The organism is Enterococcus gilvus ATCC BAA-350, from assembly GCF_000407545.1.
GTDB classification, from domain to species: Bacteria; Bacillota; Bacilli; order Lactobacillales; family Enterococcaceae; genus Enterococcus_A; species Enterococcus_A gilvus.
The window spans coordinates 681,018-700,965 of sequence record NZ_ASWH01000002.1 but is presented as its reverse complement, the minus strand read 5'-3'; the positions used below and the strand labels follow the sequence as shown (position 1 = coordinate 700,965).

General features: G+C 40.8%; 23 protein-coding genes. 20 read left to right on the top strand and 3 right to left on the bottom strand.

Annotated features, from left to right (window positions below; all coding sequences use genetic code 11):
- Positions 1-64: 64 nt before the first annotated feature.
- Positions 65-775: a B3/B4 domain-containing protein gene (locus I592_RS18450; RefSeq protein WP_010779054.1), complete on the top strand. Its 711-nt coding sequence runs from the start codon at positions 65-67 to the stop codon at positions 773-775.
- A gap of 45 nt (positions 776-820) precedes the next feature.
- Here I592_RS18450 and I592_RS18445 read toward each other — a convergent pair whose 3' ends face one another.
- Positions 821-1,654, bottom strand: coding sequence for a Cof-type HAD-IIB family hydrolase (locus I592_RS18445; protein WP_010779055.1), 834 nt, complete (start codon positions 1,652-1,654; stop codon positions 821-823).
- Positions 1,655-1,862: 208 nt separating this feature from the next.
- Positions 1,863-2,630: a DeoR/GlpR family DNA-binding transcription regulator gene (locus I592_RS18440; protein WP_010779056.1), complete on the bottom strand. Its 768-nt coding sequence runs from the start codon at positions 2,628-2,630 to the stop codon at positions 1,863-1,865.
- A gap of 191 nt (positions 2,631-2,821) precedes the next feature.
- Here I592_RS18440 and rpiB point away from each other — a divergent pair, with 191 nt between their 5' ends.
- The 19 genes from rpiB (at position 2,822) to I592_RS18345 (ending at position 19,257) form a co-directional block, all read left to right on the top strand.
- Positions 2,822-3,271 carry a ribose 5-phosphate isomerase B gene (gene rpiB / locus I592_RS18435; RefSeq protein WP_010779057.1) on the top strand — a complete coding sequence of 150 codons (450 nt, stop codon included), beginning with the start codon at positions 2,822-2,824 and terminating at the stop codon, positions 3,269-3,271.
- A 15-nt stretch (positions 3,272-3,286) separates the two neighbouring features.
- A complete protein-coding gene (fsa, locus tag I592_RS18430; protein ID WP_010779058.1) occupies positions 3,287-3,931 on the top strand; it encodes a fructose-6-phosphate aldolase in 645 nt (214 codons plus the stop codon).
- Positions 3,932-3,953: 22 nt separating this feature from the next.
- The gene (locus tag I592_RS18425; RefSeq protein WP_010779059.1) at positions 3,954-4,727 is read left to right on the top strand and encodes a triose-phosphate isomerase family protein; all 774 of its coding nucleotides are present in this window, start codon (positions 3,954-3,956) and stop codon (positions 4,725-4,727) included.
- 1 nt (position 4,728) lies between these two features.
- Positions 4,729-5,112: a dihydroxyacetone kinase phosphoryl donor subunit DhaM gene (dhaM, locus tag I592_RS18420; protein ID WP_010779060.1), complete on the top strand. Its 384-nt coding sequence runs from the start codon at positions 4,729-4,731 to the stop codon at positions 5,110-5,112.
- 33 nt (positions 5,113-5,145) lie between these two features.
- Positions 5,146-5,568 carry a Lin0368 family putative glycerol transporter subunit gene (locus I592_RS18415; RefSeq protein ID WP_010779061.1) on the top strand — a complete coding sequence of 141 codons (423 nt, stop codon included), beginning with the start codon at positions 5,146-5,148 and terminating at the stop codon, positions 5,566-5,568.
- Positions 5,569-5,595: 27 nt separating this feature from the next.
- Entirely contained in the window at positions 5,596-5,934 is a 339-nt protein-coding gene (locus I592_RS18410; RefSeq protein ID WP_010779062.1) for a Lin0368 family putative glycerol transporter subunit, read from the top strand.
- A gap of 57 nt (positions 5,935-5,991) precedes the next feature.
- Positions 5,992-6,984: a dihydroxyacetone kinase subunit DhaK gene (locus tag I592_RS18405; protein WP_010779063.1), complete on the top strand. Its 993-nt coding sequence runs from the start codon at positions 5,992-5,994 to the stop codon at positions 6,982-6,984.
- 97 nt (positions 6,985-7,081) lie between these two features.
- Positions 7,082-7,726: a dihydroxyacetone kinase subunit DhaL gene (gene dhaL, locus I592_RS18400; protein WP_010779064.1), complete on the top strand. Its 645-nt coding sequence runs from the start codon at positions 7,082-7,084 to the stop codon at positions 7,724-7,726.
- A gap of 17 nt (positions 7,727-7,743) precedes the next feature.
- The gene (locus tag I592_RS18395) at positions 7,744-8,556 is read left to right on the top strand and encodes a transketolase (RefSeq protein WP_010779065.1); all 813 of its coding nucleotides are present in this window, start codon (positions 7,744-7,746) and stop codon (positions 8,554-8,556) included.
- A complete protein-coding gene (locus I592_RS18390) occupies positions 8,557-9,483 on the top strand; it encodes a transketolase family protein (RefSeq protein ID WP_010779066.1) in 927 nt (308 codons plus the stop codon).
- 454 nt (positions 9,484-9,937) lie between these two features.
- Positions 9,938-12,616 (top strand): pectate lyase-like adhesive domain-containing protein, encoded by a 2,679-nt coding sequence (locus I592_RS18385; protein WP_010779067.1) that lies wholly within the window; start codon positions 9,938-9,940, stop codon positions 12,614-12,616.
- Positions 12,617-12,624: 8 nt separating this feature from the next.
- The gene (locus I592_RS18380; RefSeq protein ID WP_010779068.1) at positions 12,625-13,011 is read left to right on the top strand and encodes an EF2685/EF0750 family sortase-dependent surface protein; all 387 of its coding nucleotides are present in this window, start codon (positions 12,625-12,627) and stop codon (positions 13,009-13,011) included.
- Between the two features lie 10 nt (positions 13,012-13,021).
- Positions 13,022-13,711, top strand: a complete 690-nt coding sequence (locus I592_RS18375) for a WxL domain-containing protein (protein WP_010779069.1) — start codon at positions 13,022-13,024, stop codon at positions 13,709-13,711.
- 75 nt (positions 13,712-13,786) lie between these two features.
- On the top strand, positions 13,787-14,566 hold the full coding sequence (locus I592_RS18370; RefSeq protein ID WP_010779070.1) for a WxL domain-containing protein: 780 nt from the start codon (positions 13,787-13,789) through the stop codon (positions 14,564-14,566).
- 24 nt (positions 14,567-14,590) lie between these two features.
- The gene (locus I592_RS18365; protein WP_010779071.1) at positions 14,591-15,328 is read left to right on the top strand and encodes a WxL domain-containing protein; all 738 of its coding nucleotides are present in this window, start codon (positions 14,591-14,593) and stop codon (positions 15,326-15,328) included.
- Between the two features lie 69 nt (positions 15,329-15,397).
- On the top strand, positions 15,398-16,483 hold the full coding sequence (locus I592_RS18360; protein ID WP_010779072.1) for a WxLIP family cell surface protein: 1,086 nt from the start codon (positions 15,398-15,400) through the stop codon (positions 16,481-16,483).
- 49 nt (positions 16,484-16,532) lie between these two features.
- Positions 16,533-17,222, top strand: coding sequence for a class A sortase (locus I592_RS18355; RefSeq protein WP_244265210.1), 690 nt, complete (start codon positions 16,533-16,535; stop codon positions 17,220-17,222).
- A gap of 24 nt (positions 17,223-17,246) precedes the next feature.
- Positions 17,247-17,834 (top strand): hypothetical protein, encoded by a 588-nt coding sequence (locus I592_RS18350; protein WP_010779074.1) that lies wholly within the window; start codon positions 17,247-17,249, stop codon positions 17,832-17,834.
- Entirely contained in the window at positions 17,815-19,257 is a 1,443-nt protein-coding gene (locus tag I592_RS18345; protein ID WP_010779075.1) for a helix-turn-helix domain-containing protein, read from the top strand. The genes I592_RS18350 and I592_RS18345 overlap by 20 nt, the downstream gene beginning before the upstream one ends.
- 126 nt (positions 19,258-19,383) lie before the next feature.
- Here I592_RS18345 and I592_RS18340 read toward each other — a convergent pair whose 3' ends face one another.
- Positions 19,384-19,803: a GNAT family N-acetyltransferase gene (locus I592_RS18340; protein WP_010779076.1), complete on the bottom strand. Its 420-nt coding sequence runs from the start codon at positions 19,801-19,803 to the stop codon at positions 19,384-19,386.
- Positions 19,804-19,948: the final 145 nt, after the last annotated feature.

The following is a 19,948-nucleotide window of genomic DNA, read 5'->3' as shown; positions in this document are numbered from 1 at the left end:
CAAAAATAGATTTAAAACGCCATTTGTAGTGTAAAATTACTGTATACAAAAAAGGAGTGAAGGTATGACAACCGTTAACGTAGAGGCGTCTTTTTGGGAAATCTTTCCCGAGGCGCAGATTCATGTATTGATCGTCAAGGGCATTGGAGAAAATAAGGGGAAAGCGTCTGATCTCTTTTTGACACAGTTATTGACCGATGGAAAAGAAGCAGCCCAAGCTTTTCTTACAAATGAGACATTAAGTCAAAATACGGTTATTGCCCAGTGGCGCGAGGCTTTTAGTAAGTTCAAAACTAAAAAAGGTGCACGTTCATCCATCGAAGCACTGCTGAAACGTGTGAGTCAAGATCGTGGATTTCACCCCATCAATCCTTTAGTGGACATTTACAATAGTGTGTCACTCGAATTCGCAGTTCCTTGTGGCGGAGAGGATTTAGAGAAGGTCGTCGGTACGATTCATTTGGGTCAAGCCGCAGGCGGTGAATCTTTTTTACCTTTGGGGGCGGAAGAAGATGCACCAGCGCTACCCGGGGAAATCATTTATGCTGATGAGGAAGGGGCCATTTGCCGTTGCTTAAACTGGCGGGAATCCCAACGAACCATGTTGACAGAAGATACTCATGACGCGATTTTCTTTATGGAATCTGTCAATGAAGAACAGGCTGCACGCGCCGATCAAGCGATGCAGGCATTGAAGCAGCGAATCACGGATTATTTCGCTGTGGAAGGTGTCGATGGGGTCTTGACCGCCGCAAACCCACAAATGGAAGCATAAAAAACCAGCTTTTAAGGATAATTTCCTTAAAAGCTGGTTTTTTGTTTAAAGATATTTTTCTAATCCTGCGGCAATACCGTCTTCATCGCAAGATAGGGTCACATCGTCTGCGATGGCCTTCAGTTCGTCTACCGCATTGCCCATCGCCACACCGATCCCAGCATATTCAATGATCGAACGGTCATTTTGCCCATCGCCGAATGCGATCATGTTATAGGAATGAATACCCATTTCAGGGAATACCGCATTCAAGGCCTTAGCTTTGTCGATTCCTTTATCTGTAAATTCAAAATAGAAAGGAGCAGAAAAGGCAGCCGTCACGGTCTCATCAAAGGGTGCATGGATGGCTTCTGCATGCTCCTGCAAATAGTCTGGCTGAGCAGCGATCAAGATTTTGTTAATAGGGAAGGTGGCAAATGCCGCCAAATCATCTATTTCGCAAAGCTTGAAATTGCCGCCCCGCGATTCATATTGAATAATATTGAAGGGCCCCTCTGGTAAATCAAGCATCCCGTTGTAAACGTCATTTACATAAAGATAGTCATCCTTGTCAATCATTGGCTGTACATTAAATTTTTTCAGATGCTCTAAGATCGCTTGGCTTGTTTCAACAGCCATCGCTTGGTTAAAAATGACCTCCTTTGTTAAGCAATCCGTCACCCGCGCCCCATTGTAGGAGACCAAATACCCTTCATATTTCGTCATTTCTAGTTCTTCTGCCAACCCAAACATCCCTGGAGTCGGTCGCCCCGAAGCCAATATCACTTTAACGCCTTTCTTTTGTGCGTTGATCAATGCTTGTTTTGTTTTTTCAGAGATCTTCTTTTTTGAGTTCAGCAATGTCCCGTCAATGTCTAATACGATCGCTTTAATATCCATTCCACCACGTCCTTTATTGTATTACTTTAAGTCTACTATCGGTACGAAGACGTGTAAATGGTTTCATTTGTAAATGACGATGGAAAATGTTTTTTACGAAATAAAATGAAATTGCTGGCGTTTCAGTAACTCTTCTCAGGATTGTAGGGCATTTAGAAGAAATTAAACCGATCGACACAGATTCCGAAGAATACGCGCCAATCGGTTTTTATTCTAAAAATTTAACGACAGAGCTGTAATGCTTTTTTACCCCATCTTGAATTTCGCTATCTGTTATTAATGTATTTAATTGAGATAACGTAGCAAAAGTAGCAATGGATTTTTTTTCAAATTTCGAACTATCAATCAATGCAACTGTTTGAGAAGCAAGTTCGACCATTCGTTTCTTCAATTCCACTTCATATAAATTGAAATCAGATAATCCTTCTGTGGCAGAGATTGCATAAGCAGAGGTGAAGAGTGTGTCGATGTTTACCTTTTTCAAAATCTCGATACCTAAAGTTCCTTCGACTGCATTCGAACTACCCTTTACGACGCCGCCGATCAATACAACAGTCAAATTCAAGTTTTCTTTCAGAAGTGATGCGGTGCGTAATCCATTTGTCAATACAGTGATCCGCAAATCGGATTGACTGATCAATTTAGCTAACTCATAGCAAGTAGAACTTGCATCTAAAACGATACATTCGCCGTTTGCGATCAAAGGAAAGGCTATATTAGCAATTTCAGCTTTTTTCTCGATGTTTTTTTGCTTTCGTATATCGTAATTTTTATCGATTTTTATTGTTTCGTCTTCTTTCGTTCGCGTAGCGCCTCCGTGCGTACGGATCAACATGTTGTTATCACTCAAATAGTTAAGGTCTGAACGAATGGTTGCTTTAGATACTGCTAGTAGGTCAGTCAAATCATTCACGGAGACAGATTCCCTTTCTTGCAGTAGTACAAGGATCTTTTCCCTTCTTTGGTTCGTATACATAAAAATCCCTCCAGAATCTTTGATTGATTTTAGTATAAACCATTCGGAATAGAAAAACAACAGAAAACAATCATTTTGCTTTCGATTAATTTTCTTTAATTTGATTAAACGAAAGTAAACGAAAATAATAGTTGACAAAACGAAAGTTTGTGGCTATCATGTGGATAAGAAAAGAAAAAGGAGAGAAAAAAATGAAAATTGGACTTGGATCGGATCATAATGCGTTTGAGATGAAACGTGAATTATTGGCATACATTAAAGAAAAAGGATATGAAGTCAAGGATTACGGGTGCTATTCATCTGATGAGGTTGATTATCCAAACATCGCATTTCATGTAGCAAACGGTGTACTGGAGGAAGAAGTTGACCGTGGAATTTTATGCTGTGGTACGGGAATCGGCATGGCTGTAGCAGCAAACAAAGTTCCCGGCATACGAGCAGCACAAGTGCATGATACGTATTCTGCTGAACGAGCACAACTAAGCAACAATGCACAAATCATAACTATGGGATCAAAGGTCATTGGAATCGATGTAGCAAAAAAAATTGTCGACGAATATTTGTCTGTTACTTTTGAAGGAGGAAATTCAGGTAGAAAAATTGAGCAGATTATGGAAAAGGAATCTGAATACTCTAAATAAGAAGGGGGAACAAGCATGAAATTCTTTTTGGACACAGCAAACGTGGAAGAAATTAAACGAATCAATGAATTAGGATTGGTGGATGGAGTAACAACAAACCCAACAATCATTTCAAAAGAAGGACGAGATTTTAAAGAAGTGATTACTGAAATATGCGATTTGATTGAGGGCCCCGTCAGTGCCGAAGTCATTGCATTAGATACAGACACTATGGTGAAAGAAGCGAGAGATATCGCTAATTGGGCAGAAAATGTGGTCGTAAAAATTCCTATGACAGAAGATGGATTACGTGCCGTCAATGTACTATCTAAAGAAGGTATCAAGACAAATGTCACATTAGTTTTTACTGTTGCACAGGGCTTGATGGCCGCTAAAGCTGGTGCAACCTACGTTAGTCCATTTGTCGGTCGATTGGATGATATCGCTACAGACAGTTTGTCACTTATCAGTAATCTAAAAAAAGTGTTGATGGAATATGGTTATCAGACGGAGATCATTGCAGCTAGTATACGCAGTCTGAAACACGTAGAAGATGTTGCAGAATTGGGTTCGGATATTACGACAATACCAGGCGCATTGTTCCCTAAACTTTGGTCACATCCACTGACGGATGCAGGAATTCAAGCTTTCTTGAAAGACTGGGAAGCATTCGAAAAATAAGCGTAAAAGGAGGTAAATCATCATGCGGAAGCCAATTGTTGGGATTAGTTTAAAGCTGTACCAAAACGAAATAGACAATGCCCGAGATTTTGCTCATGCAATCGTTGAAGAAGTGGGAAATGAGAAAAAAATCGAACAATTCATGTGTCCCGGAATGGGCGTGCTATACCCAGTAGCGATGATCCTAAAAGATTCAGAAATAGGATTGGGCGCACAAAATATTGCGCCTGAATCCAATGGGGCTTATACTGGCGAATTTTCAATCGAATCGTTGAAAGATATGAAGGGCAGCTATGCGGAGATCGGACATGTGGAACGACGGACAATTTTCAATGAAACAGATGAAATGATTAATCAAAAAGTTCGCCTAGCCCTGAATTATGATGTCACACCAGTCTTGTGTATTGGTGAAATCATGAAAACAGAGGACTATCAAGAAATCAAGGACTTAATGAAGAAGCAGTTATTTCTTGATTTGTTCCAGCTTGAAGGACAACAAACGGAAAAAGTTATTTTGGCCTATGAACCTGCTTGGGCCGTTGGTCAAACGTGTGCGGCGAGTGCGGTGCATGTGCAGCGAGTGCATGGACTGATTCGCGAATGCATCAAAGAGTTGTTCGATAGAAAGACAGCGGAAAATATTCGCATCATTTATGGTGGTTCTGTATCTCAAGAAAATGTTCAATTGATTGTTTCAGACGACAATGTGGATGGAGTGTTTGTAGGGCGTTTCGGACATAAACCAACACAATATGCATCGATTGTTGACACCGTTAAAAGAGTAAAGGAGGGATAAAATGTTTGGCATTATTCTTGTTTCCCATAGTCAAAAAATTACAGATGGAACAAAAGAGATGATTGAAGAGATGACAGGAACCAGTGATGCGGTAAGAATCATTTCTGCAGGCGGTACTGGAGATGGTCGGCTGGGTACTAATTCCGTTATGATCATGGAGGCGATAGAAGCAAATTCGGATTGTGATCATATTCTTATTTTTTGCGATATTGGAAGCGCTATATTGAGCTCTGAAACGGCTATTGATTTGATTGAGGAAGAAGATTTGCAAGATAAAACGGAAATCATGGATTGTCCATTGGTAGAAGGGGCATTTGCAGCGGCTGTTCAGGCCACTGTTTGTCAGAAGAAAGAAACGATCATCCAAGAGTTGGCCCAATTGTAAGACGTTATTGAATACGAAAGTGAGGAGCGAAAAATGAAATTTTTAAGAAGCATGGTAGGTTATATGGTCGCTGGCACGATAGTCATGTCTGTTTGGAATGAGCTTGGAAGTTTTGGCATCTTTGGGGGGTACTTGGCAGCTGGAATTATTATTGGCCCAATGTGGTTTATGAATCATTACCTTAATCTGACCGGAAACGAAGACGATGCAGCATTCGTGGATATGGGACTTGCAATCGGTGTCTGCGGGATTGCTCGGGACTCTTTCATGCAGGGGGCATCTGTCTTTTCAGACGCTTTACCGACGATTGCATTAGTAATCGTTGGCGCAGTCATCGGTGGGATCGTCGCAGCTGCCTTTGAAAAGAGTGTCGCAAAAGAAGAACAACGAGATGAAAAGGCACCGGAACCGGGAATGACGGAAAAAGAATTGGATCGGTTGGTTGGCGAAGAATAGTATCTAAAAAGAAACGGAGGAAAACAAATGACTTTGGCTTTAGGACTGGCAACAGTATGTGGGGGCTTTTTATTTCCCTTTGTAATTCGTATGGCATGGGGCAAAATGGTGGAGCACTGGGGACCAATCGGTGGTTGGATGGCAGCCTTGTTTATTGTCGGAACCGTTTGGTGTATTAATCACGGCATCTCAACCCCAATGATCGCGCAAACGGGTGCATGGGTCGATCAAGGGTTAGCAGCCGGCGTTGGTGTATGGGTGGCTTCCGCATTGGTTGGAGGAAATGTAAAAAAATCAATTCCTAAAATTCTAGCAGCTGTATCAGGCGGATTATTAGGCGGATTATTATTGTCTTTGTTCTTATAAAAAATAGAAAATAGCATTCAATAAAAATATATGAATAGAAAAAAGGAGAATGAGAAGATGAAGCGTCTTATAAATGATGGCTATGAAGTAGTAGAAGAAATGTTAGAAGGATACGCAGCGGCCAATAAGGATTATGTGACATTAGATTTAGAAAATCGTGTGGTTGTTAGTAAACTTATGAGTAAAGAGCCCCGCGTTCGGGTGATCGTGGGTGGTGGCTCGGGTCATGAACCAATGTTCTTAGGTTATGTCGGAAAGGACTTTGCTGACGCAGCAGTAGTTGGGAATGTGAATACTTCTCCTGCACCGGATGCGTGTTACGAAGCTGTAAAAGCGGTAGATAGCGGTAAAGGCTGCTTATATCTTTACGGAAATTATGCTGGCGATGTAATGAATTTTGATATGGGTGCTGAAATGGCACTAGAGGAAGATGGGATTCGTGTAGAAACGGTTACCACAACAGACGATGTTTATTCCGCAAAAGACAAAAAGGACCGTCGCGGCGTAGCAGGCGACCTACCAGTCTTTAAAGTGGCTGGAAGTGCAGCTGCAAAAGGGTACGATTTGGATCAAGTTAAAGCAGTGACTGAAAAAGCAAACGATAATACCTACTCGTTAGGTGTTGCACTGTCTTCTTCTACGTTACCAGTTACCGGTGATGTTATCTTCCAAATGGATGAAGGGGACATGGAAATTGGTATGGGGATCCATGGAGAGCCGGGAATCGAACGCCGTAAAGTTGAAAAGGCCGATGTAATCATTGACGAGATCATGAAAATTATTCTTGAAGATTCAAAAATTGATGCAGGCGACGAAGTCTATGTCTTGGTCAATGGTTTAGGGGCATTACCTGTAATGGACCAATACGTTTGTTATCGACGTGTTGATCAAATCTTGAATAAAAAAGGAATAAAAATCCATCGGACTGATGTAGGCAATTATGCGACTTCCATGGATATGGCAGGGATGTCTGTTACCTTAGTAAAATTAGACGTTGAGATCAGAGAATTGCTAGATGCACCATGTAATACACCATTTTATAAATTGTAGAAAAAGAATTTCGATGAGAAATTTAGTAACCTTCAGGGAATGTGAATAAGATGTTAACAGAAATTTTTGCAAAGAAAAAATAAAAAGAGGTGTACTCATGAATGAAATAGTGCTGGATAAACAATTTTTCGCGAATAGTTTAGAGAGAATGGCGGAGCTGGCGGAAGAAAATCGGGATTACTGGACCAAGTTGGACTCAGACATTGGTGACGGGGATCACGGAATCAATTTAAGTATTGGCTTTAGAGCAGTGAATGCCAACTTGCAAGACAATTTAGAAAAAGCGGAAGATATTACAGCCTTACTAAAGAAATCGGGTATGGTGCTTTTAAGTAAAGTTGGCGGTGCTTCGGGTCCACTATATGGTAGTTTCTTTATCAAGATGGGCAAAGATGATACTGGAAAATCTGAAGTCTCATTCCCGGAATTTGTCGGTATGTTGAAAAATGGTATTGATGCAGTTCAACAGCGGGGAAAAGCTGAAATAGGCGATAAAACCATGCTTGATGCATTACTACCTGGAATCGATTATTTGACGGAGCATAAAAATGAGGCTGATTCTGTAGCGATAATGGAAGAAGCCGTATCAATTATGAAGCACGGAGCAGAATCGACCGTCCCACTAATTGCAAAAAAAGGAAGGGCAATGAGATTAGGAGAACGTGCAGTTGGACACAAAGATCCTGGCTCCGAATCATCTTGGATGCTGATGAATGTCTTTCTTGAAGAAATGAAAAAATAAATGGATGGAAGATAAGCATGGTTAATTTAGAAGAAAAAGCAATTGAATTGCGACAGTGGGTTATTCGATCGTTGGCTTCGGCTGGTTCAGGACACCCTGGAGGTTCGTTGTCAGCGATTGATATCTTAACGGTACTTTATTATCAAGAAATGGATATTGATTTAAAGTATTATGATCAAAAAAATAGAGATTATTTCGTTCTTTCCAAAGGGCACGCAGCACCAGCCCTATACGCTGTTTTAGCGGATAAGGGGTTCTTTTCGAAAGAAGAACTACTTGGATTGAGAAAATTTGGTTCTCAGTTGCAAGGGCATCCGGATAGACTTAAAACGCGAGGTGTTGACACTTCGAGTGGTTCATTGGGGCAAGGTTTGTCCATCGCGAATGGATTGGCATTGGCTCAACGCATGAATGGCATCGAAAAAAATGTTTATATTTTATTAGGTGATGGTGAATTGCAGGAAGGGCAAGTCTGGGAAGCTGTGATGACTGCAGCTCATTACAAATTGGATCGCGTAATTGCATTTGTAGATAATAATGGGTTGCAGATCGATGGAACGAATGATGAAGTAATGGCTGTAAAAGATATCGGCCAGAAATTCGCTGCGTTCAATTGGCATGTATTGACAGCTGATGGACACGACTTTGATTCATTAACAAAAGCTGTTCAAGAAGTGAAACGCAGGAAAGATGGTCCTTCAGTTATTGTGTGCCGAACACATAAAGGTAAGGGTATTAGCTTCATGGAAGATCAAGTTAGCTGGCATGGAAAAGCGCCTTCTCCAGAAGAGGCTGAAAGAGCATTGGCGGAACTTAAGGAGGCACTCTAGGTGAGAAAAGCAACGAGACAAGCGTATGGAGAAACATTGGTTCAACTAAAAGATCATAAAGACATAGTGGTCTTAGATGCAGATTTATCGGCTGCAACGAAAACGGACATGTTTGCCAAGGCTGCACCAGAAAAGTTTTTTAATATGGGCATTGCAGAAGAAGACATGATTGGAACTGCGGCAGGACTTGCTTTAGGAGGGAAGAGGCCCTTCGCTAGTAGTTTTGCGATTTTCGAAGCAGGTAGAGCGTACGAGCAGATTCGAAATGCAGTTGCTTACCAAAAATTAAACGTAACTATTGCGGCGACACATGCTGGAATTACAGTAGGTGAAGACGGGGGTTCTCATCAGTCCATTGAGGACTTGGCTTTAATGAGAGTGATCCCAGGTATGACTATTCTTAATCCTGCGGATGATTTGGAGACGGAGGCAGCGATGAAAGCGATATTCGAACAGGATGGTCCTGTATATTTACGTCTAGGACGTCTGCCTGTCAAACGAATCCATGATACAAAATCTCCTTTTAAAATAGGAAAAGCAGAAACAATAATAGAAGGAAACTCAGGAACGATTGTTGCTACCGGTTCAATGGTACAAGAAGCCGTGTTGGCAGCGAAAAAATTGGCTGAAATAGGTATTCAAATTCGGGTGTTGAATTATTCGACGATCAAACCGTTAGACGAGTCTCTTCTTATAAAAGCTGCAGCAGAAACTCCTTGGATTATTACAGCTGAGGAGCACAGCGTCATCGGCGGATTGGGTAGTGCCGTAGCGGAATACTTAGCAGAACATTATCCAACTCGAGTAGTTAAAATTGGAATTCAAGATCAATTTGGTCAATCAGGAGATCCTAAATTATTGAAAGATTTTTATGGGCTAACTGCAAAAAATTTAGTAGAAAATGTTAAATTATTGACTAGAAGCTGATTGATTATCATTATAAAAGCACACTTGTGGATTCTTCCACAAGTGTGCTTTTATGTATTTTCACTAAAAGTAGGTCATAGATTTATTCATTTATGAATTAAATAAGAAAAATTTAATAATTTTCAAAGTGTTTTCAGAAAATGTTTGGTCTATATGGATTCATCGTGTCTCTAAACCTTTTTTTAACGAGAATAATTGTTATTTAATATTCTTGAGAATCTGAGAAAAGTGCTTACTATTTAGTAGTCAGTACCTAATGTTGTCTTTGGAGTATATAAAAATGTAATATGACACACATTATTTTAATATTAATATAAAATGAATCTGCTTTTGGTTTTGTTAATAATAGACTAATATCACAAGCGTTATAACTAAATTACCAAATCTTTTAAAAAATAATATAAAAAATGGGCAAACGCTATGATAATATTTAGTTCGTAAAGGAGGTGAGAGAATGTTAAGACGCAAAATTAAAGTAGTCTTATTTTTAATCATTTTACTTCCATATTTCCAAGTTCCTCATGTGAATGCTGAAGAAACCACACAAGAAAGTACGCGTTCCACTGAGCAAACGGAGGTAGGAGATCTAAGTAATAGTATCCAATCTTCTACTGATGAGAGTAAAACAGATGATCGTGTGATGGATTCATCATCTGAAGACATACCGTCAGCAGAAACAAGTTCGACAGCTCCTCGTGATGAAAAGACAGAAAATTCTGATAACTCAACAGATAAAACAGCATCTTCGGAAACGAGTGAGAAGGAACCAGAAGCCAAAAAGGCAAAGATTCGTGCATTAGCAGCAAATGAAGCGGTCGTGGATAACTGGTCAGATTTTGTCAAAGCGATTCGGAATGAAACGATTACTAAGATATCCTTATCCAAAAGCTTTGACAACCCAAGTGCTTCAGATGGGACCTTGTCGACTTACGCCAGAAAAAATGATCTGGAGATCGACGGTCAAGGGCACCGTGTTGATTTCAAAGATTCTTCCATTTATTTAGCTTCACCTCAAAATGCTACGGGTTCTTTTCATATGCATGATATCACCCTAAACCAAAGGTATGGCGGAGCGTATTCTGAAGACATCGTTGGGAACCGTCTAAATTATACTTTTGGAGCAAAATGGAAGTATCGCTTTGGGAATATCACAGCTGAATCTGGGGTACAACGATTAGCGAGGGCTTCACACTCAGAAGTCAGAGTCTATGGCAATATGAACATCAATACCCGTGCTGAAAACTTTTATCTAGGAAGCTTGATCATGGAAGACGGCACGAATTATAAAGGAAACGTCAATTACTATGATTTCTCTGTATTTTGGTACAACGTACGTGCTAGTGCTGGATCAACGGGGGCTTCAAGAGAATTCACGATAGGAAAAAATTGTCATGTTGATGTTGGTCAAACACAAACGACAGGGCGAACCTATCCAGCAGTTTACAGCTATTATTTAGCGCTGACGGTTGGAGAGAACAGTGTATTTAACGTAGACATGCCTGGGAATGCGGTACGTTTTGATGATACTGGTGCGGGAATGACGATCAAAAAAGGCGCAGTTGTCAATCTAACAAGTAAACAATTGGCTGGGTCGATCGTTGCATTTAGTGCCAACAATACGTATTTAAACGCGGAGCCGGGAAGTTTCTTTTATGTAATCGGAACAAGTAATCAACCGTTGATCAATATGGCAGCGAACGGTATAGGAACTGGGAGTGTCAGTCGAACGGGGAACTCCTTCACGTTGAACAGTCCTGCTCAATATGATTTGAGAAACCTGAATAACTCGCAAATCGCGGTTAATGTCGCGTATGGAAGTGAAGCGAACAATACGTTTTCAATTCTAGATTCAGATGTTGATCTTTGGAAGGTTGGCGTGCCTGTTTTAGGGCCGTCAAGTGAAACCTATGCGAAAGTACCGAGTTTGAAAGTTACGGGGAGTGGTTCGAGAGAGGCTGTGACGACATCCGTTGCTGGATTGGACCAATTCAAGCAGGCGAACTATCGCCGAATTTCAGGGATGAACCAAGATCCTAAAATCGAATGGACACCTGTGACAGATGCCGATAAGACAATCAAAGGCCGAGTAATTATTGGTGAAGTACCCGATAACAATGGTTTAGTTGGCGGGGAGATCAAGTATATTCCTGTGTATGCGTCAGAAAACCAGGCGAAGGTGAAACTGACAGATACAAACGGGAATGTCCGAGACAATCTACTGACAGATAAAAATGGCTATGTCTCTTACACAGACACAAGCACACCCGTCAAATTCCAAAAAGCTGGAGAAAATATCTCAGGAATCGCAGAACGCGGACCTTGGATCACACCAACACCAATCACTACCACTGTCATCGATGTCACACCACCAGAACCTGCGAAAGTCGATCATGCGGATGGCATCCAAAGCATTACGAAGCAATTAACAGGAACTGGGGAACCTAACAGTATTATAACATTTACCGTCAATGGTCAACCATCTGGAATTCCTGGGCAACTAGTAGGAGCCGATGGGAAATGGACGATTGATATATCAACGATACAAATTACACGAGGAGATGTCTTACAATTTTTCTTGCAAGACCAGAGCGGTCCGATCACGGCATTAAGCGAGGCGGACCGACCAAGTACGAATAATTCAATTGGTAATATTAATCCTAAAACAGATATGACTTATCGTGACGCAACATTTAAAGCGGGTACAAAGATCACAGTAGTAGGAAGTTTATCATTAGTTTCCGTTCCAAATGGACTGGAATTTGGTAGTAATTCTGTTTCGAACAAATTGGAGACCTATCGTCCAACAGCTACAGGTACTCTTGTAGTCTCCGACACACGAGGCGGAGCAAGAAAGCCTTGGCGATTGACGTTGAGCCAATCTGAAACACTAAAAAATGGGACGATCTCTTTAGAGGATGCTTTATATTATACGTCGACATTAGGTGAAAAACCGATCACCACAGCTTCGCAAATCGTAGAATCCGGATCATTTTCTTCTGATGGCTCCAAGGATATTTCCGCTGGATGGACAGGAAACAACGGCTTCAAGTTGAGTGTCCCCGTTGAAAAGCAACGGGTGGGTGAATATTCAGGAAAACTCTCATGGCAATTAGAAGATGTTCCAGGAAATTAGGTGAGTAGATGAAACGATTAGCTATAAAAAGTTTGCTACTAATAGTGTTGCTGTTTACTGCTGTTCCGGCTTTTGCCGCAGATGCGGAATATGATAGCAATGGGGTTACCGCCTTTTATGGAAAATATGAGTATCCTAAAAAGCCCACAAAAAAAGAGGAATCCCAAAAAGAGGGCGGTTCTGCCGCTATTCCTGAACAGGGCGCTCAGGAATCTGGACATTCAACGACGGGCTATGCCGGCGCGTTACCTTCCTATAAAGGAGAAGGAACGATCATTCCAGCTACAGGGGATACTTCAAATGTGGTCACCTCATTGATCGGCGTTGTCTTGTTAGCATTTGTTTTCTTCAAGCTAAAGGAGGGCGAGAACACTGAAACACATACCATTCGTTAGTATTTTTCTGATGGTCTCGCTTCTATTTATTGGAGGAACGGGCGCACATGCAGAAGATACGAACACACATATGAAGTATCAAAGTGGTGGGGGAACGACAACAAAACCACTTGACCCGCTGCTCCCAGATCCTACAAAGCCAGTTGTTCCTGTTGATCCGACAAATCCAGTTGGACCTCCGGCAGGTACAGGCGGCAGTTTATCTCTTGATTTTTCTTCAAGTATCCAATTCGGGAATCAAGCGATCTCTACGAAGGATGAGACCTATTATGCTCATGCACAAGAATACACTGATTTTGACGGTGTTAAGAAAAAGGGTCCAAACTATGTACAGGTCACAGACGTTCGAGGAACGGGTAGTGGATGGAAGTTAGGAGTCAAACAAAACGGTCAGTTTCAAACTTCTGAATCTCAAAAATTAAGCGGTGCTGAATTGATATTTACTCAAGGTGGAATGATCTCGAATCTTTCAAATGCGTATGCACCTGTTGCAAGCAGCGGATTTTCTTTACCGCTTGATGCGGAGATCAATGTAATAACAGCCGACACAGATAAAGGATTCGGAACATGGCTGTACCGTTTTGGGACCAACGAAGCCACAGGTGGACAAGCGATTCAGTTGAAGGTTCCTGGGAAAACAGTCAAATATGCGAAAAAGTATCAAACAACAGTAACATGGACATTAAAAGATGTTCCTTAAAATAACGGTCGTTTCCGATTTTTATGAATAAAAAAAGTTTGGCAACGACACTAAAAGATGTGAGGAGAAAAAAAGATGAAAAAAGTAAGGTTAATGACCGTTGCGACACTTGCAGCACTATCACTTTCAACAGTCGGCGGTGTTATTTCACATGCAGCAGACACAGATTACACATCAAATGGTGCGGTGGAATTTATTCCAAATCCTGATCCAACAAAACCAGTGGACCCCACTGATCCTGATCCGTCTAAACCGGTCGAACCGGTCGATCCGACAGATCCAAATGGTCCGAATCCAGGAACCGATGGTCCGTTATCCATCGACTATGCGTCATCACTTGATTTTGGTGTAAATAAGATCACCAATAAAGATGAAGTGTACTATGCAAGAGCACAACAATTTAAAGATGGCAGTGCAGCAAAGCCAAACTATGTTCAAGTCTCAGACAACCGTGGAAGTAACGGCGGATGGACGTTGAAGGTAAAACAAAACGGTCAATTCAAAGCGGCAAGCACATTGAATGATACGTTAACGGGCTCAGCGGTTAAATTGGTTAGTCCGACGGTTGCCAGCAATTCGACAGCCGTACATCCTACAGCGGCAGCAACGATTTCCTTAGATCCTGCAGGTGCAGAAAGTCTGGTTATGTCAGCGAAAACAAATCAAGGTGCAGGAACCTACGTCAATCGTTGGGGAACGGCTGAATCAGTAAAAGAAAAAGACAAAGATGGCAAAGAAGTTGATGCAGACGTGACAAAAGCAATCACTTTGGCTGTACCCGGCAGCACCCCTAAAGATGCTGTGAAATACAGTACAACATTGACATGGAGCTTATCTGACGTACCTGGCAATTAATTCAAATAAAAGGAGACTATCACAATGAAAAAATTTGGTTCTTTATTTCTAGCAACAGCTATTTTAGCAAGTATTGGCTTGAGCACAACAACAACTTTTGCGGCAGATGGCGGCAATTACGACACAAACGGGGTCATCACGTTTACACCTAATACAGACCCAACAAATCCAGTCGATCCAACTGATCCAACGAAACCAGTTACGCCAGTCGATCCAACAGACCCAACAGGTCCTAAACCAGGAACGAATGGCCCATTATCGATCGATTATGCATCAAGCTTAGATTTCGGAACACAAAAAATCACCTCAAAAGACGAGGTATACAAAGCAAAAGCGCAAAAATATCTTGATAAAGACAGCAATGAAAAAACTGGTCCTAACTTTGTCCAAGTAACAGATAACCGCGGAACAGAAGCAGGTTGGACATTGCAAGTAAAACAAAACAGCCAGTTCAAAACAGAAGATGCAAAAGAATTGACCGGAGCTGAAGTAACATTTAAGAACGGAAATGTCGTTACAGCATCCGATTCAGCAAAACCTACGGGTAAAGCGACGATTGTTGCCGATCCAACTGGTGAATTACAAGACGTCATGGCTGCAAAAGCAGGCCAAGGTGCAGGAACCTATTTAAATAACTGGGGAACCGATGCAACAACAGGTGCCAACAGCATTGAATTAAGCGTACCTGGTTCAACAACAAAATATGCGAAAAAATATTCAACAACCTTCACGTGGGTACTAACCGACGCACCTGGAAACTAATCATAACTATTTAATTGAAGAAGGGGTGCTTCTTGCATCCCTTTCTTTCAATGAAAGGAAAACTAGACAATGAAGTATAAAAAAATAACATCGCTATGTATCGCTTTTTTTAGTTTATTAATGGGAACAACCGCTGGCTATGCCTCAGAATTTAATTTTGCAGTGACACCAAAAGCCTCAGAAAACCAAATTGATAAAAACAAAACCTACTTTGACTTGATGCTTTCACCAGATCAAAAAGAAACATTGACCGTTGATTTGCGAAACGACACAGATAAAGAAGTTGTCGTGGAAGCACAAATCAACAGCGCCACGACTAACGGTAATGGCGTTGTAGAATACAGCAAGAATACGATCAAACCCGATCCTTCACTAAAATACAACTTAAAAGAGTACGTTGAAGCACCATCGGAGATCACATTAAAACCAAAATCTGCTGCCGAATATAAAGTGAACATACATATGCCGAATGAAAAATTTGACGGTGTTATTGCTGGAGGAATCACGTTCAAAGAAAAACAATCGGAAGAAGCGAAAGCATCATCAGATAACAACGATAAAGGTTTAGCGATCAAAAATGAGTATTCCTATGTCGTGGCTTTATTGATGCGTCAAACAACAGAAAACGGCTCTCCAGATTTGAAATTGAATAACGTCGATCCAAATCAGCGTAATGCACGGAATGTTATTCAGGGAAATCTTCAAAATCCGAATGGGACGTATTTAAATAACTTAGCAACAAAAACAATCATCACCAAAAAGGGAAGTTCTGAAGCACTATATACCGATGAAAAATCAGAAATGCAAATGGCGCCAAATTCGAACTTTAATATATCGGTTCCGTTGAACGGAGAACGTCTGCAAGCTGACGAATATACGATGAAAATCGAAGCTTACGGTCAAAAAGAATCGGATGGCACATTTAAATTCAAAGAAAAAGGTGCGCAAAAAGAAGAGGCTTTTCGTTATCATTGGTCCTTAGAAAAGGACTTCGAGATCAAAGCAGATGTAGCGAAGAAATTGAATGACTCAGATGTCACGATCAAGAAGGATCACACATGGATCTATATTCTGATTGGTGTTTTATTACTATTGTTGATTCTTTTGTTCTTACTATGGCGCAAGAAAAAAAATGACAAAAAAACTGAGGATTAGCTTAATACTGATTTATTGTCTAGCGATTAGTTTCTTATTTTTACCATTCATGAAACAGGCACTGCTTATTTACAGAACGCAAGAAGTGACCATCAAGACAACTTATACGAGTGAAAAGGCGGCTGAAGTCCCCTTAGAGGCAGTTCAGCCGCCAGATCTGGCAGATGTACTCGCCTTTCAGCGAAACCAGACATTTCAAGCATCTGGACAACTCATCATTCCGAAGGTTGACATAGGACTCCCCGTCTTTTCAGGTGTAACGAATCAAGAAATTTTAGTTGGTGCAGGAACCTTGTTTCCAGAACGAACGCCTGAAAATCACAATGTGGTCTTGATTGGTCACCATTTGGGAAAAGAGAGCTTATTATTTGGCAAGCTGCTGAAGGTAGCAATTGGAGATTCTATATTTTTTGAAGATGCAAGCGGCTTTTATCAATATATTGTAAGTGAAACGAAAATTATTGATCAAACAGACCTGCGTTTCTTAGATGATCATGGGACGTCCGAAATCACTCTGATTACTTGTGACAAGCCGACGCAGACGAAGCAACGGTTTATCGTGAAGGGGCAGTTGTTTAAAAAACCAGGTCAAATGACGAAACAAAAAATAGTTCATGATAAACAGGAAATTATTAGGAAAAAGAAACAAAATAATAGGTTATATTGTATAATTGTCGTAGTTTCATTTTTATTTTGTTTATTAGTTGGTATCAAAATAATCACTAAAGTCAGTGATTAAGTTTCGGAAAAGGAGAGTGACAGAATGAAAAAAATGGTCACGCGATCAATGGTGTTCGCGTTGGGTGCATCGATTTTTCTTTTTTCTGAACACGTATTTGGCAATACGGTCATCTATGATCCTTTAGACCCTCAAAATACGATCACTCCAATCACCGAGCAAGAGGTATCTAGCGAAACGAGCGAAAGCGCAAAGATAGATGGGCAAATTGAATTAGAGGAAACAGAGACTACTAGCGCCCAAACGACTTTGGAGACAAAAAATACTTCGGAAAAAGAACAAGAGGAGACACACCAAGAGAATCCAGATCACCTGCATGTTCCGACACCTGAGTGGAAAAAGGAAAATAGACAATCGACAGATTTCCCCCCTGACGATCCCTATCTTCCTATGAAAAAAAGACATCCTGAAAATCAAGTATTGATTCTTAATGAGGCGTTCTTTTCACAAGAACAGGTGGTCACACCTCCAAACGGGGGCGATGGAGGAAGCGGCGCACCAAATGATTTTCCTGATATCGCGCAGAGTGCTTATCTTTTGTCTGGAGTCGTATTGTATGGGGAAGCAAATGGTAAATTAGAGGCGAGAGTGAGTGATCGTTTTGCTAGATAATTTTTTGGCAAAGGAAGAATGGCGGAAGTATCAATTGTTGAAAAAGGTCGAACGAAGCCCTTACTTTGCCTTGACAAAGAAGGAACTGTCCGATGACCTGGAAATGTCAAATTACGTCTTGAAAAGTACGATCGATCAATTGGTTCTTGATTTGGAGCGATTTGGCTTGGCGAAGGAGATCCACCTTTTTGTAGAGGAGCCTTTTGTTCAAGTCGAAAGTACTGGGACGGCGAATTCAGATACCTTGTTGGAAAATTATGTCAAAGAATCGATAAGCTTCAATATTTTATTAGGGGCGAGTTTAGAGAAGTTTAAATCTCTGAATGAATTCTCAGAAAAAGAGACGATCAGTTATCCGATCGCCCACAGCACGTATAAAAAATTGAATCACAATCTTAAGGATTTTGAGCTTCAGATTGATAAAAAGTTTCGGTTAACAGGCAAAAGTGAGAAAAATATTCGACTCTTCTTAACGGAACTCTTTGCACGGATATACAGAGGGCAAGAGGATATTTTTACTTCGTCTGACAGAAGTTTGATTCAAGCCAAGCTTCAGATGTTCGATAGCGCTCATTTTACGGTCCATGAAAAAAACAATTTGATGTACTATTTATATGTGACCAATTTGCGAATCCAGCAGAAAAAGTACATCAGTGAAAAACGAACGGCCAATCTACTAATTGAAAATTTCAGTCAAGAGCTTTCCGATACATTTTTTAGAAGGGTTCCTGACACATTTCGCGAAGCAGAGGTCTACGCGTTTTTTTGCTATTATGCGACCTGTTCGGAATCGTTGGATCAAGAGTTATCACCAGCGGACGATTCTTTGGTTACCGCTTGGAGCCAAGATCTGTTAGTCAGTCTATCGAAAGTATTTCCTAAAATTGCGAATAACCCAGAGAATCAGAAGGCGTTCATGGCACGTAGCCGCTTTTTGCATTTTCAATTACTTGAGACAAGTTTGGCTTATGAAGCCATTCAGCCAGAGATCAACATCATTTATTTTCAACAAAATTATCCCGCGCTTTTGGAATTTTGTGGAACCTATGTGAAAGAAATGCAGCAAACGAATCCTGAGTTATATAGAAAAAAGAAACAGGTATTCTTCCAGTACTTATTTCTAATTTTGGATGCTTTCCCAAAAAATGTGCTGTTAGAAACCATCAAAGTATACGTTGATTTTTCCTTCGGGCATTTGTATAACCAATTTATTATGGAAAATATCGGTTTTTTCCACCAAGTCGGTGCTGAGATCACGACAACTATCACCGAGGCGGACATCCTGCTAACGGACTCCAGAGATCTAGGGAGCCTTTACAAGAAAGAATGCATCGTTTGGTTAGCACCGCCTAGACCGCTGGATTGGGCTAATTTGGGTCAAAAAATTATTCAAAAAAGAGCAGATACTGAGAGAGAGAAATAAGACTAAACAATGACGAACATTGGATTTCTTTTCAGCAAGTAAACGAAAAAACCGCGCAGCGATCGTAGAGTTACTACTACGAGGCTGAGCGGTTTTTTTTGTGGGTCTGTCCAGAAGGCTGCACAACTATTTATAAATCATATTCCAATAGGGATCTTGAACTGCTACTTCATTGATCTTTTCCCAGCCTTCTTTTTCATAGAAGGCAAGAGCGGGTGTGTTTCGTGACAAACACTTTAAGGTCATCGGCAGATGCAAGGACTGCTTGGCCTTTTCTAATAGGAGATGACCAGTGCCTTGTCCTTTGAATCGAGGATCAATGAATAAACAATGGATAAAATTATCTGGAAGATACAAAGAAATAAACCCAATAATTCGTTGGTCGAGCGCAGCAATAAAGACATGTTCTTCTTTGGTATCATGGTCAAAATCTGCTAGATGCATTGATTCTGGATCGCTCCAATAAAAGGCCACTCGGCGACTGTCTAGGTAAAGTTGGCGCAGCGACGGTTTATCCGTTTCTTTCATTTCGCGAATATGGATCATTGAATTCCTGCTTTCTCTTTTAGTTAGGAGTCTAATTGTCTGTCATTTTAAGTTCTAGCGGCTAAACTGTCAACTGTTTGGATAGGTAAGGAGCTTTCATGCGTGAGAATAACGAAAAACTACTACCAAATGCTAAATAAAAAAT

Bases quoted from the DNA above. Each gene is read 5' to 3' on its own strand.
- I592_RS18450 (WP_010779054.1), top strand. From the start codon at position 65: ATGACAACCGTTAACGTAGAGGCGTCTTTTTGGGAAATCTTTCCCGAG.
- I592_RS18445 (WP_010779055.1), bottom strand. From the start codon at position 1,654: ATGGATATTAAAGCGATCGTATTAGACATTGACGGGACATTGCTGAAC.
- I592_RS18440 (WP_010779056.1), bottom strand. From the start codon at position 2,630: ATGTATACGAACCAAAGAAGGGAAAAGATCCTTGTACTACTGCAAGAA.
- rpiB (WP_010779057.1), top strand. From the start codon at position 2,822: ATGAAAATTGGACTTGGATCGGATCATAATGCGTTTGAGATGAAACGT.
- fsa (WP_010779058.1), top strand. From the start codon at position 3,287: ATGAAATTCTTTTTGGACACAGCAAACGTGGAAGAAATTAAACGAATC.
- I592_RS18425 (WP_010779059.1), top strand. From the start codon at position 3,954: ATGCGGAAGCCAATTGTTGGGATTAGTTTAAAGCTGTACCAAAACGAA.
- dhaM (WP_010779060.1), top strand. From the start codon at position 4,729: ATGTTTGGCATTATTCTTGTTTCCCATAGTCAAAAAATTACAGATGGA.
- I592_RS18415 (WP_010779061.1), top strand. From the start codon at position 5,146: ATGAAATTTTTAAGAAGCATGGTAGGTTATATGGTCGCTGGCACGATA.
- I592_RS18410 (WP_010779062.1), top strand. From the start codon at position 5,596: ATGACTTTGGCTTTAGGACTGGCAACAGTATGTGGGGGCTTTTTATTT.
- I592_RS18405 (WP_010779063.1), top strand. From the start codon at position 5,992: ATGAAGCGTCTTATAAATGATGGCTATGAAGTAGTAGAAGAAATGTTA.
- dhaL (WP_010779064.1), top strand. From the start codon at position 7,082: ATGAATGAAATAGTGCTGGATAAACAATTTTTCGCGAATAGTTTAGAG.
- I592_RS18395 (WP_010779065.1), top strand. From the start codon at position 7,744: ATGGTTAATTTAGAAGAAAAAGCAATTGAATTGCGACAGTGGGTTATT.
- I592_RS18385 (WP_010779067.1), top strand. From the start codon at position 9,938: ATGTTAAGACGCAAAATTAAAGTAGTCTTATTTTTAATCATTTTACTT.
- I592_RS18380 (WP_010779068.1), top strand. From the start codon at position 12,625: ATGAAACGATTAGCTATAAAAAGTTTGCTACTAATAGTGTTGCTGTTT.
- I592_RS18375 (WP_010779069.1), top strand. From the start codon at position 13,022: ATGGTCTCGCTTCTATTTATTGGAGGAACGGGCGCACATGCAGAAGAT.
- I592_RS18370 (WP_010779070.1), top strand. From the start codon at position 13,787: ATGAAAAAAGTAAGGTTAATGACCGTTGCGACACTTGCAGCACTATCA.
- I592_RS18365 (WP_010779071.1), top strand. From the start codon at position 14,591: ATGAAAAAATTTGGTTCTTTATTTCTAGCAACAGCTATTTTAGCAAGT.
- I592_RS18360 (WP_010779072.1), top strand. From the start codon at position 15,398: ATGAAGTATAAAAAAATAACATCGCTATGTATCGCTTTTTTTAGTTTA.
- I592_RS18355 (WP_244265210.1), top strand. From the start codon at position 16,533: ATGAAACAGGCACTGCTTATTTACAGAACGCAAGAAGTGACCATCAAG.
- I592_RS18350 (WP_010779074.1), top strand. From the start codon at position 17,247: ATGAAAAAAATGGTCACGCGATCAATGGTGTTCGCGTTGGGTGCATCG.
- I592_RS18340 (WP_010779076.1), bottom strand. From the start codon at position 19,803: ATGATCCATATTCGCGAAATGAAAGAAACGGATAAACCGTCGCTGCGC.